Genomic DNA, 14,035 nt, shown 5'->3' with positions numbered 1-14,035 from the left:
GCTTTCCTGTCTGCGTCGGGTCTGGCAAAGCCTCAGCCCCTTCATGGGAATGGAAAGCACCGCCTTTAACCCAAACCATATTGTCTCCACAAACAGGTGCAACCGACACGACGCGGAACTATTGGAAAACCGTCATGAAATTTCCAAATGGTTGCCCTAGAAAAGGACAACGCGGCTCTTGAGGATGAAAGATACATGCCGTGTAGCTTTTCTCCCACGGGACATCATAAAATGAGGCGAATATGATCACGTTATCCGAAGCGGTACTTGAAGAATTGAAACGCCTAAGAGGGCGTACCGAACGTACGTTTCGCATTGAACCCGGATGTAGTTGCTGCCACAGCCCGACGTTGGAATTGATTCTGGACGAACCTGAAGACGACGATGTAACCATGGAAGTTTCCGGTTTTACGTTCTGCATCAAGAAGCATATGCTGGCTCAGCTCGGCAGCGTCCACATTGAAGCCGACCATGTAGAGGGATACCGGATATCCTCGGAACGGTCACTCTCCTCCTTTGTCAAAAACGGGCGCTTTTGCGCTTCATAACTCTACCCATAGAAAAGGCCGGAAACATTCCGGCCCTTTCATTTTATCCGCCAAAGCGGACTCTCTTGATACTCGCGCCGGTTCACTCCATTTATGGAACTCCACCTTCAGCATGCTCTCCTCCCTGAGCCGACCCCCAAACGCCTCCGGTCAGAAGCGAATCTCTGTAGTTCCCCAGCCCACGGACAAAGCAATAGGAATATATGGCCATGCCGAGGTATTCACCTTTTCGATGACTTTCTAAAAAATTCATTTTGAATTTCAGATAGTTGAAACACAATTTTCATTGCAAAAGCGAATGCCTCGTCATGCCTGTGATCTTGCCCTCTTCCCGGCTCTCCGCTATCTTACGCCAAGATACGGTATCGGCCCGTTTCCTTTTCGATACCACCAACGAGGAGATAGACAAATGCCCTTGCCCATGCCTGAAGAGGAAGAACTACACCGCTGTCCTCACGGAGAACGATGCCAAGCCCTAATGCTGTGCTCTCTGGACTGTGCAACAAGTGGCGCCCACCCAGACAGGAAAACAAAGGCCGATGGCCGGTTTATCGTAACTCCGTGGTGGTGCATCCATAAGTGCAAATGGTTTTCGGAACACAAGAACGAAGTGCCCAAAAAGCCCTGATCCGTCGAATAGAAAAGGCTGTGTTGTAGAAAATGGTTGATGCTTTTTTTCTTGAAGTTCCACAGGGATAACCGGAAAAATGCCTTAGCCGCGGAGCCCGCCAAGGGGAAAACTGAAAAAAGGCTGTATTTTTCACCGTACTGTGGAGATGAAACAACCGTATACTTATAACAGAGCCATAGAAAAAATCCCCCAAACAAACGCTTGGGGGATTTTTTATCAAACAGCCGCTTCAGAACTTACTTCTTCAGCCAAGGCATGAGGGCACGCAGTTTGCTGCCCACCTGTTCGATCTGGTGATCGTTTTCGATACGGCGCTTCGCCTTAAAGCTCGGGTAGCCGCAGCCACATTCAAGGATGAAGTCACGAGCGAACGTACCGTCCTGGATTTCGCTCAGAACCTGCTTCATGGCCTTGCGGGTTTCATCGGTGATAATGCGGCGACCGGTACGGTAGTCACCGAATTCGGCGGTGTCGCTGATGGAGTAACGCATCTTGCCGAAGCCACCTTCATAGATGAGATCAACAATAAGCTTCATCTCGTGGCAGCATTCAAAATAAGCGATTTCAGGCTGATAACCGGCAGCAACCAGCGTTTCGAAGCCGGCCTTGATCAGTTCGGTCACACCACCGCACAGGACGGCCTGTTCGCCGAAGAGGTCGGTTTCGGTTTCTTCCTTGAAGGTAGTTTCGATCACGCCGGAACGCGTCCCGCCGATGCCCTTGGCATAGGCCAACGCCTTCTGGGTGGCTTCGCCGGTGGCGTCCTGATAGACGGCAAACACGCAGGGAACCCCGCCGCCTTCCGTGAAGGTGCGGCGAACCAGATGACCGGGGCCCTTGGGAGCCACCATGAACACATCCACGTCTTTCGGAGGCTCGATCTGGCAGAAATGAATATTGAAGCCGTGAGCGAACACCAGAGACTTACCGGGCTTGAGGTTCGGAGCGATGTCTTCGCGGTACACGCGGGCCTGATGCTGGTCGGGCAGCAGGATCATGATCACATCAGCGGCAGCGGCAGCTTCCGCGGCGGACATGGGGGAAAAACCGTGCTCCTTGGCAAGAGCGTAGTTGGCACCACCGGGACGCTGACCAACAATCACGTTTAGGCCGGAATCACGCAGATTCTGGGCATGCGCATGGCCCTGGCTGCCGTAACCGATGACGGCAATGGTCTTGTTTTTGAGAAAATCCAGGTTCGCGTCCTGTTCATAGAAGGCTTTCATGTTCTCTCCTTAACTGGTAACTCCAAACATTCCGAAAACACGGCCCAACGCGGACCGTCCCAGAATCACCTGCGGGCATGCGCCTAAAAGCGGATTGCTCGAAAACTCAAAATACACAAGAGCGCAGAGGCTGGCAATATCCCCCTCTCCATAAAAACATAACGGATGCTATACGGAAAAGGGGGAAATCCAATCCACTACGGCTGTTTTCGAAGCCAGAAACAGCAATTCAAGAGATAAACGCTAAAAAAGCGGCCCGCGAAAATTTCCACGGGCCACTTACAAAATCGTTTAGATATCGTCGCTCTGCATCGTACGCCGGACAGCAAGCGTTCCCGTACGGGCAAGCTCCTTAATGCCGAACTTCTGCAGCAACTGAATAATCGCCTGCAACTTGGAGTGATCGCCCGTTGCTTCCAACGTCAGGTCGGTAAGGCTCACGTCCACGACCTTACAACGGAAAATATCCGCTATGCGGAGCACCTCGCCGCGCTTGGATTCTTCCGCGTGAACCTTGATGACCATCATTTCCCTTTCAACATAGGCCATGCCGTAAAAGTCGACGACCTTGACGACGGTCACCAGCTTGCGCAACTGCTTGACGATTTGTTCGATGATCTGCTCGTCGCCGCTGGTGGTGATGGTCATGAGAGAAACCCCATCCTCAAGGGTGGGGGCCACATTGAGCGACTCAATGTTGAAACCGCGACCACTGAACAATCCCGCCACGCGAGAGAGGACGCCCGGTTCATTCTCAACAAGTACAGACAAAACGCGCCGCATTCTTCCTCCAAGAGCTGTTAAAGTTCACCCAAGAGGGCAACACCTATACGATCAACATCTCGTCCAGCGAGGCCCCGGCCGGTACGATGGGAGAAACATTCTCTTCCCTATCCACCAGCACGTCAATAACAGCGGTCCTCGGTGAAGCCAGAGCCTTGGGCAACAGCTCCTCAAGCTCTTCTTCCGTCGTAATGCGATAACCTTCCGCGCCATACGCGTCCGCCAGCTTCACGAAATCGGGCTGCCCCTTCATGTCCGTGGCGACGTAGTTGGCATCATAAAAAAGTTCCTGCCACTGGCGAACCATGCCGAGATGCCGATTATTCAGAATGAGGATCTTGACGGGAAGCCCATTTTCGACAGCCGTCATCAGCTCCTGAATGTTCATCTGGATGGAGCCGTCTCCCGCGACATCGACAACAAGGCGATCCGGAAAAGCCAGCTGAGCCCCGATTGCGGCGGGAAGCCCATACCCCATCGTGCCGAGGCCACCTGAAGTCAAATACGTCCGCGGCTTATGGTACTTATAGAATTGGGCCGCCCACATCTGGTTCTGCCCCACTTCCGTGGTGATGATGGCTTCGCCCTTCGTGATCTCGTACATGCGTTCAACGACCTGCTGCGGCTTCAACACATCGCCCTTGGCCCATGAAAGCGGATGCTCCTTTTGCCATTCCAGCACCTGCCCCATCCAGTCCGCATGATCCCCTGCCCAGTCCTTCTGGGCATGACCGGATTCCAGAATGGAACGCAACCCCTGCAAGGCGCTGAGCGCGTCGCTCACAACCGGCACTTCCACCCGGACGTTCTTACGCAATGTCGTCGGGTCGATGTCGATGTGCACGATTCGCGCGTTGGGAGCAAACTGGGACAATTTACCCGTAACGCGGTCATCAAAACGGGCTCCAACAGCCAAAATGACGTCGGCCTGAGTCACGGCACGGTTTGCCGCAAAAGTTCCGTGCATGCCGAGCATGCCTATCCACAGCGGATCATCGCCGGGGAAAGCCCCCAAGCCCATCAGCGTAGAGCAAACCGGAGCGTGCATGAGATGAGCCAACGTACAGAGCTCCTCTGCCGCATTGGCCATAATCACACCACCACCGGCCACAATGAGCGGTTTTCTGGACGTAACGAGGACATCCATCGCCCGCCGGAGCTGGTTCAGGTTGGCCCGGAACGTGGGACAGTACGACCGCATCACCACATCTTCCGGCCAAACGAATTCACAGCTTGCCTGCTGGATGTTCTTAGGAATGTCGACAAGCACAGGGCCGGGACGCCCGGAGCGCGCCAGATAGAAAGCCTTCCTGACAGTTTCGGCCAAGTCTTTGACGTCTTTGACCAAAAAATTGTGTTTCGTGCAGGGTCGGGTGATCCCTACAATATCCACTTCCTGAAACGCATCATTTCCGATAAGCGGCGTGGATACTTGCCCCGTAAAAATAACCATGGGGATGGAATCGCTGTAGGCCGTCGCAATCCCCGTCACAGTATTGGTCGCACCGGGGCCGGACGTAGCGAGACAAACCCCAACCTTTCCGCAAGCCCGCGCATAGCCGTCGGCGGCATGGACAGCACCCTGCTCATGCCGCACGAGAATATGGCGTAGATCCGGGTGGTTGGACAGCTCATCATAAATATCAATGACAGCCCCGCCGGGATAGCCGAAGAAAAGGTCAACACCTTCACGCTTCAGACTTTCCAAAAGGATCCTAGCCCCGGTGCACAACATTAGTTGCCTTCCTGTTCGTTATAGCCGTCGAGGATGGCGTGCAGGCGCGTCTTCCCTTCAAGCTTCTGTTTCTTCAGCTGCTTTAACGTCTGTTCTTCCGTAGGCGTGCGATAGACCTTGGCTTCGAGCTTTTCTACCTGCTTTTCATAAAGAATATGGTCTTCCCAGAGTTCTTTCAGTTCAGGATTGACGGCGGCGTACTTTTCCAGAAGAAGAAGCTCACGCTGTTCCATAAGACTTTCTCCAATAATAGAGGTTTGAAAACGACACTGGAACGCGACGCTGTGCGTTACCGTTCCTTAAATGCATAGCCCAAAAAACGAGGAAAGGGAATGCCAATTCATGGCTGACTCCCAGAAAGGCGCTTTCTTCCTTTGCTGACGGCCGCCCCTTCTTTCTATTTTCACAGCTTACAACATGGCCGCATACTGGAACAGGGAACGGACCACGATGGACTGCACCAACTGGATGGCGATAAGCACCACGATGGGGGACAAGTCCAACCCGCTGATATAAGTAAAGGGAAGCCATTTGCGGATCCTGTACAGGACGGGCTCGGTTAAGGCATTCAGCGTACGAACTACGGGATTGTACGGATCAGGGCGAACCCAAGTCAGCAGGGCGGAAATGATAACAACCCAGAAATACAAGGTTAAAAGCGTATCCATAACCCGCGCGACGGCGAAGATGATATTGCCAAGCACAAACATGCTACCTCCTATAAAGATACGTGGATGGACGTTGTCAAATGCGGCCCAGCAGAGGAAGCCGCTCCAGCGCACTGCGCAGATGCGCAAAATTGTCGATATGCACGGCCGCGGGCAAATCCGGGCTGTTGTATGCCAACAGGGGAACTCCGCCGCCTTGTGCCGCAGCAGCATCCGTAGCGCTATCGCCGATAAACCCTACCACTTCAGGGCTACACTGCCATGCTTCAAGGATACGGTGAACCCCGGCAGGATCGGGCTTTGAAGGAACAATCTCGGCGGTCATGACCGGATCGAACATCTCGCGCAGGTTGAAGCGGGCCAACAAATCCCACATGCCGCCTCCACGATTCGTATGGATCCCGAGCCGGACGCCCCGCCCACGCAACCAATGCAGCATCTCCTCCAGCCCCGGCTCAAGCTCCAACTGCGGCAACGCTACATCCCTATACGGGTAACGCTCCGCAATAGCTGGCAGGAGCTTCAGTTCCTCCGGCGAAAAAATATACTCAAGCGCCTCCTGCGCCGTGGACATTTGAACATATCCTGCCTGTTCCGGCGTAATGGAAGGCTTGCCGACTTCCCTCAACAACAGGTTATAATAACCGATATTTACATCCCGGGAATCGACCATGACGCCGTCACAGTCGAAAATAAGGCCGGAAAGCCCTGCGGGAAATGTCCTCTCAAGCAAAGAAGCCAATGTCGTCACCGAGGATTGCATCATGCCTGCTCCAACACATCGTCTGCTGTACAAAGAATCACGAGTTGCCGTCTGTCAAGCCATGGCCTATCCGATTGCGGCGCTTTTTTTCCGATCAGCTTCCACATCGGCTCCTCGCCATAGGTCACAGCATAGCCCGCCGGGGCATGCCAGCCTTCAGGCAATCGGGCCAAAAGTGACGGCGATACGGGGTCCTGACATATGCCGGCTTCCGCAAACGCTTTTGCCATCCGCTGATCCGCCGTACAGACCATCGTTCCTTCCGGCAATAAAATTGCAAACAAATCCAATATAAAACGCCATGAAGGCAACAGTGTGGCCGGCTCATCAGGAACCAGATCCCGCATCATGCCAAGCAGGCCGGAAAGCATGTCCGCATCTTCATCGGAAGGTTCCGTCTCTGTACCACATCCCCCCAGATGCGCTGCCAATTTCTCCGCCCCCGCACGATAACGCGCCGAGAGCTGCTCCATATCCAGAACCCGTTCTTCCTGAAGCCAGCCCAGCAAGAGAAAACGCTGCGCCCAGCGACGCATATCTTCCGTTAAAACCATATCTTTTCCGGCCTCTCGGCATTCGCCTGTTTCAGCGAAGCGCTTCAAATCCTCCCGCTCCTGTGAAACCTTCTGGGCCGCGGATCGGAAAGATGCCGCCGTATCCGAAAGGGCAGCAATACCCGCCTCATCAAGCTGCGCCAGTTCCGCAAGGCAAGCTGTCGCCTCCGTAGGCGTATAAGGCAAAAAAATCTTATGCCATGCATCAGAGGCTCGTTGTCCCCAATAGCGGCTCGAAAGCCCCGGCCAAAGAGGTCGAACACTCCCCGAAAATCCCTCAGGGAAGAATTCCCGGTGCATCGTCGGAACATATACAATAGAATCATTCGATTCTTTTTGCATGATACATCCTTTGTAACAATTCTCTTGCAGCCGCTCTGCAATCTTGACCTCTAAACCTCACAGGCGTACTGTGCCAGCATTGATTCCCGTGATCCGCCCAGCAGTGCGGATTTTGGCCTTCCGGCCTCGTCAAGGCCTCCATCCCGCCACGGCATTTTGTTGTGTACCCTGATGGACAGAAGGATGCAACGCCCTTTGCTTGACCTGCCCGGGATCCATCGGTATATCTCTGTCCTATAAAAACGGAGGCCTTTATGTACGGTATCGGCATGCAAGAATTGCTCGTAATTCTCGTTATAGTAGTGCTTATCTTCGGTTCCAAAAAACTCCCGGAAATCGGCGGCGGGCTCGGCAAAGCCATCCGTAATTTCAAGCGGGCCAGCTCGGAACCCGACGAAATAGATATCACCCCAAAAGACGAAAAGAAAAAAGACGATACAACCCATTCCGCATAGTCCGCCCCGATTTCAGTTCAGGGTCAGTCCTTACTGGCGTTTTTGGGTAATATCTGTCAGAATAATTCCACTCCTCCAACGGAGGCTGGCAGCAACGCAAGGCATATAAGGAAGGCCACCATGAAAGTCGAACAACTTTCCATTTTTCTTGAAAACAAAGCCGGTCGGTTGGCTCAGGTAACCAAAACGCTGGCGGAAGCGGGAATCAATATCCGAGCCCTCTCTCTGGCCGATACGTCCGATTTCGGTATTCTCCGTCTCATTGTGAATGATACGGAAAAAGCCATCAACATCATGAAGGAAGCGGGATTCACCGTTGGGCGTACCGCTGTCGTTGCAGTCGAAGTAGACGATCAGCCCGGTGGGCTGAACAACATCCTTGAAGCCTTGTCCGGCCAAAACGTCAATGTGGAATACATGTATGCGTTCGTGCAGGAAGGCGGCGGCAGTGCTACCATGATTTTCCGCTTCGATCGGATTGATCAGGCCATCGAAGTGCTGAAGGCCAAAAACATCCCGATCATCCCCGCTGACCGCATCAACGGTTAGTGAAGAGGTGCCCCCAAAGTCCCCACTCCAAGGTGGGGACTTTTTTATTCCTTCCCGCGCTCAAACAGAAAAGGCTCTAACATAGCGCATATGGTTGTTTTATTTCAGCAGGATGCTGAAAACAGAGACTTTTTCTCCAGTTTTTCCGCTGACGGACTCCATGATGGGCGCACTTTATTGGTTATTCCTTTGGAATTTCAAGAAATAAAGCATCAACCGTTTCCTATGGCACAGCCCGCAGGTAAGTATGTCCTCCTTCATAGAAAAAAGCTGACTCACTGTGGATGGGATTGAGGGCTCTCTTCCACCTACACGAAAGAAAGACGCCGCCGGAAATCTCCCGACGGCGTTTTTCTTTCAGCTTAAAGAGCGGCTAAAGCCAATCAAACCAACGCTTCCACGAACCTTGGATCTGCTCACGGGCTTTCTGTGACTGCTGCTCACGGTACCTATAGTACGCAGACAGGGCCTTTTCCTTCGCATGAGTACTGACTTCCGGCACATCGGGGAAATTATCCACAATGTACGTATAGCGCCGCCAAGCCGGGCCATAGTTGTTCATGTTCCAGAATACATCGCCCAAGTACAGCTCATGTTCAGCAAGGAGCCGACGGCAATTTTTCATTTCCTCGACAGCTTTCTGAGCGTATTCAGTATCCGGATAGGTCTCCCTCAACCGTCCGAAGAACTCCAAAGCCTCCTGCGTCGACGTCGTGGGCCGATCTACGGAAATAAAACTCTTCAGATTAGACATCCCTACCTGATACAAAACGTAGGGAATAGCCTCATGGCGAGGGTGAAGCGATTCAAACTCTTTATAAGCTTCGGCTGCCTCAGGGTATTTTTCGTCAAGGAATAAAGCGTCACCAAGCGACAATTCCGCCTCAACCGTATAAGGGCTGAACGGGAAGTTATCCTTGAGCTTCGTATAGTACTGAGCAGCCTGTGAGTAATTCTTCTCTTGCATGGCGTCGTTGGCGCCTTCATAAAGCTCCTGAGCCGTATCTTCTGGCGGAGGCAGGAAGAAATAGTCAATGATGCCACACCCAGAAAGAAGCAAGAGACATGCGGCCAGCACTAGATGGCGAAAATACATGCTTAGGCGTCCAGTTGTTCAAGATACGTAAAGGCAGCCGTAGCGGCTGTAGCCCCATCCCCGACGGCGGTTGTCACCTGACGGCACATCTTGGAACGGATATCCCCCGCCGCAAAGAGTCCCGGCAAATTCGTCCGCATCTCGCAATCCGTAATGATGAACCCCTGCGGATCCAATTCGAGACCGGCGGGCAGGAAGCTGTTTTGAGGCTCATAGCCCACAAAGACGAACATCCCATCCACAGGAAGCTGTGTTTCTTCACCGGTCTTGACATTTTTCAGTTGAAGCCCCTGCAACGAGCCTTCTCCTATCAAACCGGTTACCACAGTATCCAACACCAGTTCAATCTTGTCCGAAGCGGCGCGGATTTTATCCTGATAAACCTTGGCGGCGCGGAAACCTTCCCGCCGATGGATCAAATACAGCTTGCTGGCAATCCTAGAAAGGTACAACGCCTCTTCCAGCGCTGAGTTCCCTCCGCCAACCACGGCAACGACCTGATCGCGGAAAAAATTGCCGTCACATAAGGCACAATACGAAACCCCCCGTCCCGTGAGTTCCGTTTCACGCGGCACACCCAGAGGACGGGGATTGGCACCAGAGCAAACAACGACCGCTTTCCCTACGATGGTTTCTTTCCCTATGCTGAACAACCAGCCGCCGGGAACCTGCTCCATCTTGAGAACCGCATCATTATACCGATCCAGTTCGTAACCATCCAGATGCGCAGCGAACGCATCCGCCATCTCCCATCCCTTAATCCCTTTTGGGAATCCGGGATAGTTCTCAATGCTTTCCGTCTTGAGGATTTGCCCCCCGGGAGCAAGCATTTCGATCTGGGCTACGGAAAGTCCGGAACGGCAGAGATAAAGGGCGGCAGTGATCCCAGCGGGGCCGCCGCCTACGACAATGGCGTCGTAATGCTTCATGCCAAAGCCTTTTGTTCGATCATAGTCGTGATGCTGGACTTGGATACGGCACCGGTAACCTGCTCAACGACTTCACCGTTCTTGAAAAGAATAAGGGTAGGAATGGCGCGAATCCCATACTTGCCGGGGGTAGAGGGGCTTTCATCCACATTCAGCTTGACCACGGACAGCTTGCCTTCGTACTCATTGGCGAGCTCATCAATGATGGGGCCGATGGCACGGCAAGGGCCGCACCAAGGGGCCCAAAAGTCAACCAAGACAGGAAGCTGGGACTGCAACACAACGGCATCAAAGTTGGAATCATTCACTTGGGTAGCCATTACCGACTCCTTACGAAAGTTGCTTGTTAAGAAACAAACTGGTGCACTTTTTACGAGAAAATGCAGTGCCTCCAACGTAGCAATTGTAGGTGCGAGATCTCAGGGTGTCAAGATGCTGCGGAAAAGATTCACTCTTTGAGAAAAACGGCCCAAGCTGTTTAAAAAGGAAGCAGAGGGACACGCAACTCCCCAAAATCATCAGGGAGTTTTTGCCCACGAGGAATTGCGGGGAACGCCAATCCCTGCCCGTACCCCTTACAGGCCAGCAATTCTCCCGCATGTGCGATCATGACGGCGTTATCGGTACACAGAAATCTTGATGGCAACAAAAGCGGCTTGCCCACTTTCCCGGCAAGCGCATGCATTGCGGCCCGAACCTGCGTATTGGCGGCCACACCGCCAGCGACGACGATTCCGGCGATCCCTTTTTGCCGCTCATGGTAAAACGCCTTCTCCATCTTAAGGCTCAGCGTTTCAGCCACAGCCAACATATAGGATGCGCAGACATCACACAGGGCGGGGGAAGCCGAGTCGGTACCGGCTTCGCGGATACGCCTGCCCTCCTCCACAAGCGCGGGGTGTTCGTTGAGATATGTCAGTGCGGCCGTCTTCAATCCGCTGAAGCTGAAATCCAAATTATCCACATGAGCATATGGACGCGGGAATAGGCGCGCATCGGCAGTCCCCTTTTGGGCGAGGCGATCCAGCAACACTCCGCCGGGATATGGCAGCCCCAACATCTTCGCGAACTTGTCGCAGGCTTCCCCGGCAGCGTCATCGAGCGTACGCCCAAGCAGTTCCAGCGACTCCGGGGCGTCTATTCTGTAAATATGGGTATGCCCGCCGGAAACGAGCAGTCCGAGCAGCGGATACTGCAACTCATGTTCAAGGCCCACGGCCAACAAGTGCGCATGCAAATGGTTGACGGCAATAAGCGGCTTGTTGCCCGCCAAAGAAAGCCCTTTTGCAAAGGCCACACCAACAAGCAAAGCCCCAAGGAGCCCGGGGCCACGGGTCACCGCCACCACATCCACATCTGCGAGGGTCAATCCCGTGCGGCGCATCAATTCGTCATACAATGCGCCCAAAAAACGGTAATGCTCCCGGGAGGCGATCTCCGGGACAACCCCCCCAAACAGGGCGTGCACATCCATCTGCGTGGCAAGCACGGACTCCACACACTTCCCGTCCCTGACCAGTGCCAGCGCCGTTTCGTCACAAGACGTTTCGATACCAAGGCAAAGCATGACAACCCATCGTGTTCAATAGAAAAAAACAATATCCCTGATAAACGAACGATCGACCCATTCTCGGCATGCGAACATGCCCTGAGGTCGATCGTCCGTCCATCACGCCGCCGGACCGTATCCGGCCATGCGCGGATTACTTCTTGTAAATAGCATTGACCGCTTCGACATCCTTGCGGGAGCCGATAAACAGGGGCACCCGTTCATGCAGCGTGGTCGGCGTAATGTCCAGAATGCGGTTATAGCCGTCGCTTGCGGCACCGCCGGCATTCTCCGCAACAAAAGCCAACGGAGAGGCTTCACACAAGTACCGCAGCTTCCCACGGCTTTTTCCCTTGCGGCTGTCCGGTGGGTACATATAGATGCCGCCGTACAGGAGCGTCCGGTGGAAGTCGGCAACCAGCGAACCGACGTACCGTGCGGAACAGGGGGCCGCATTCGGATCGTCAGGATGCTTGAAGTAGTCGATCGCGGCACGTGCCTTATCATCCCAGTGGTTCCAGTTCCCCTCATTGACCGAATAGATGCTTCCGGCCTCAGGGATACGGATATCGGGATGGGACAACAGGAATTCCCCCACGCTCGGATCAAGCGTGAACCCATGTACCCCCTGACCAGTCGTGTACACCAACATGGTCGAAGTGCCGTAGAGGAAGTAACCGGCGGCTACCTGCTCGGAACCGGGCTGGAGGATTTCATCAAGCTGCACCTCACCGGTGCGTCCGGGCTTGCGGCGCAGGATGGAAAAAATGGTTCCGACGTTGATGTTCACGTCGATGTTGGAGGAGCCATCCAGCGGGTCAAAGATCAGCATGTAATCCCCACGGGGGAATGCCGCGGAAACGCGCACCAATTCCGCGTTCTCTTCGGAAGCGATGGCGCACAGCACACCGGAACGCTCCATCCGGTACAGAAGAACCCTGTTGGCAAAATCATCAAGCTTCTGGACATTCTCACCCTGAACGTTGATATCCCCGGTGCCGCCAAGAACATCAAGCAGACCAGCCTTATTTACGCTGCGGGCTATGATTTTGGCCGAAAGAACAAGATCATGAAACAACGCAGTAAAGTGGCCCGTCGCCTGCGGAGCCCTCTGCTGCTGCAGAAGCAAATGTTCGGTGACGGTGATTTCAGAAGACATGAGCCCTCCTTATGGGTCCTGTGAACGATCTGAAAGTGAATCAAGAAATCGCCTTTGAATAGCCATCAAAAACGGGCATGCAGCACCTTGATCAATCTGTAATGGCCGATTCCTCCATTCCCAACCCCTTAATGGGGGGGAGCGGCGCTGTCAGGATACTGCTCTCTCCGCCTTCAATGACAGAGGACTCCGTGACTGGAGCCAGCATGCCCTGAGAGCTGAAGGCCGCCGGGTGGGACAGCGCATCCAACTGTCCGGGCTGTTCGGGGAAATGCCCTTCCGAAGGCGTCGCAAACACAATCGGCTGCGTCCCAAGGAAACGTACCATCCAGATGAACGATCCGGTCTTGTTGGATACCATACCATGTGTGGAATCTTTTGTGAGTTCGTTCCAGTCCTGCCCCGTCAACGGCGTGGCGTCAACCGCAAAACGGCCCGGCCACAAAACCCCCTGTGGCGCCAGCACAACAAGATCCTCTGCGCCGCTGGTATAAGTGAGGAGCGAACGCATGTCAAAATGAGCCACGAGCAATCCCAACATTTCCGAACCGGAGTAAATGGGAATACCGATCAACACTTCTGGCCCAAGCGGCGTATCCTCAACCAAACCGCGAAGGCCCCGCAGTTCGTTGCCTCTGGCTTTTTGCTCCAGCATCTTCGCAAAATCAAGCTCTTTCATGGCCGCCGGAGGCTCCTGTGCGAGAACGGTGCCGTCGGCGTCTACCGCCGCAAGGCCGGAAAGCCACGGGAAGCGGTGGAAGAGAATCTCCACGGATTCACCCGTCGGCGGCCTGTCCGAGTTCTGAAGATACCGCTCGAGCTGCTCAAGCTGGATGTCTATACCCACCATGCGAGAGGCGAGCATCGTTTCGGCATCATTCAATACCCCCTTGTCCTCATAGTCAATCTGGGCGGGGGGATTGATGTATTCACCGTAAAAAGCTTTGGTGCTTTTCCATGTGCTGTCGAGCGTAGAACAGCCTCCGATAAACACCAAAGAGCCAATCAGGGCCGTCGTGATAAAAGAACTCTGCAAAGACACACCATT

At 53.9% G+C, this 14,035-nt stretch carries 16 protein-coding genes; 3 read left to right on the top strand and 13 right to left on the bottom strand.

Annotation, left to right across the window (positions count from 1 at the left end):
• Positions 1-242 precede the first annotated feature (242 nt).
• Positions 243-548, top strand: a complete 306-nt coding sequence (locus tag AC6I1V_RS01690; protein ID WP_486854707.1) for a hypothetical protein — start codon at positions 243-245, stop codon at positions 546-548.
• Between the two features lie 867 nt (positions 549-1,415).
• Here the strand turns inward: AC6I1V_RS01690 and ilvC are convergent.
• The 7 genes from ilvC to AC6I1V_RS01655 form a co-directional block, all read right to left on the bottom strand.
• Positions 1,416-2,405, bottom strand: coding sequence for a ketol-acid reductoisomerase (gene ilvC, locus AC6I1V_RS01685; protein WP_486854706.1), 990 nt, complete (start codon positions 2,403-2,405; stop codon positions 1,416-1,418).
• 291 nt (positions 2,406-2,696) lie between these two features.
• Positions 2,697-3,188: an acetolactate synthase small subunit gene (ilvN, locus tag AC6I1V_RS01680; protein WP_005026706.1), complete on the bottom strand. Its 492-nt coding sequence runs from the start codon at positions 3,186-3,188 to the stop codon at positions 2,697-2,699.
• Between the two features lie 43 nt (positions 3,189-3,231).
• Positions 3,232-4,923 carry a biosynthetic-type acetolactate synthase large subunit gene (gene ilvB / locus AC6I1V_RS01675; protein WP_479859458.1) on the bottom strand — a complete coding sequence of 564 codons (1,692 nt, stop codon included), beginning with the start codon at positions 4,921-4,923 and terminating at the stop codon, positions 3,232-3,234.
• Positions 4,923-5,156: an HP1242/YdcH family protein gene (locus AC6I1V_RS01670; RefSeq protein ID WP_302554280.1), complete on the bottom strand. Its 234-nt coding sequence runs from the start codon at positions 5,154-5,156 to the stop codon at positions 4,923-4,925. Before AC6I1V_RS01670 ends, ilvB begins: the two co-directional genes overlap by 1 nt.
• Positions 5,157-5,333: 177 nt before the next feature.
• Positions 5,334-5,633 carry a YggT family protein gene (locus AC6I1V_RS01665; protein ID WP_486854705.1) on the bottom strand — a complete coding sequence of 100 codons (300 nt, stop codon included), beginning with the start codon at positions 5,631-5,633 and terminating at the stop codon, positions 5,334-5,336.
• 34 nt (positions 5,634-5,667) lie between these two features.
• Positions 5,668-6,357 carry an HAD family hydrolase gene (locus tag AC6I1V_RS01660; RefSeq protein ID WP_486854704.1) on the bottom strand — a complete coding sequence of 230 codons (690 nt, stop codon included), beginning with the start codon at positions 6,355-6,357 and terminating at the stop codon, positions 5,668-5,670.
• A complete protein-coding gene (locus AC6I1V_RS01655) occupies positions 6,354-7,250 on the bottom strand; it encodes a hypothetical protein (RefSeq protein WP_486854703.1) in 897 nt (298 codons plus the stop codon). The genes AC6I1V_RS01660 and AC6I1V_RS01655 overlap by 4 nt, the downstream gene beginning before the upstream one ends.
• 254 nt (positions 7,251-7,504) lie before the next feature.
• Here AC6I1V_RS01655 and AC6I1V_RS01650 point away from each other — a divergent pair, with 254 nt between their 5' ends.
• Complete coding sequence (locus AC6I1V_RS01650) at positions 7,505-7,705, top strand: twin-arginine translocase TatA/TatE family subunit (RefSeq protein ID WP_302554276.1); 201 nt, start codon at positions 7,505-7,507, stop codon at positions 7,703-7,705.
• A gap of 120 nt (positions 7,706-7,825) precedes the next feature.
• On the top strand, positions 7,826-8,254 hold the full coding sequence (locus tag AC6I1V_RS01645; RefSeq protein ID WP_302554275.1) for an ACT domain-containing protein: 429 nt from the start codon (positions 7,826-7,828) through the stop codon (positions 8,252-8,254).
• Positions 8,255-8,627: 373 nt separating this feature from the next.
• Here the strand turns inward: AC6I1V_RS01645 and AC6I1V_RS01640 are convergent, their stop codons facing one another.
• From AC6I1V_RS01640 to AC6I1V_RS01615, 6 genes are all read right to left on the bottom strand, one after another.
• Positions 8,628-9,350 carry an outer membrane protein assembly factor BamD gene (locus AC6I1V_RS01640; RefSeq protein ID WP_302554606.1) on the bottom strand — a complete coding sequence of 241 codons (723 nt, stop codon included), beginning with the start codon at positions 9,348-9,350 and terminating at the stop codon, positions 8,628-8,630.
• Positions 9,351-9,352: 2 nt separating this feature from the next.
• Complete coding sequence (locus AC6I1V_RS01635; protein ID WP_302554605.1) at positions 9,353-10,279, bottom strand: NAD(P)/FAD-dependent oxidoreductase; 927 nt, start codon at positions 10,277-10,279, stop codon at positions 9,353-9,355.
• The gene (trxA, locus tag AC6I1V_RS01630) at positions 10,276-10,599 is read right to left on the bottom strand and encodes a thioredoxin (protein ID WP_294624935.1); all 324 of its coding nucleotides are present in this window, start codon (positions 10,597-10,599) and stop codon (positions 10,276-10,278) included. Before trxA ends, AC6I1V_RS01635 begins: the two co-directional genes overlap by 4 nt.
• A gap of 158 nt (positions 10,600-10,757) precedes the next feature.
• A complete protein-coding gene (gene tsaD / locus AC6I1V_RS01625; RefSeq protein ID WP_302554604.1) occupies positions 10,758-11,846 on the bottom strand; it encodes a tRNA (adenosine(37)-N6)-threonylcarbamoyltransferase complex transferase subunit TsaD in 1,089 nt (362 codons plus the stop codon).
• Positions 11,847-11,982: 136 nt separating this feature from the next.
• Positions 11,983-12,987: a class 1 fructose-bisphosphatase gene (fbp, locus tag AC6I1V_RS01620; RefSeq protein ID WP_302554603.1), complete on the bottom strand. Its 1,005-nt coding sequence runs from the start codon at positions 12,985-12,987 to the stop codon at positions 11,983-11,985.
• A gap of 91 nt (positions 12,988-13,078) precedes the next feature.
• Complete coding sequence (locus AC6I1V_RS01615) at positions 13,079-14,029, bottom strand: hypothetical protein (RefSeq protein WP_486849919.1); 951 nt, start codon at positions 14,027-14,029, stop codon at positions 13,079-13,081.
• Positions 14,030-14,035 lie beyond the last annotated feature (6 nt).

It is taken from the genome of Bilophila sp. T19-St14 (genome assembly GCF_059728385.1).
Note: the sequence above shows the minus strand (reverse complement) of the source record. Positions and strands in the feature narration are given on the sequence as shown.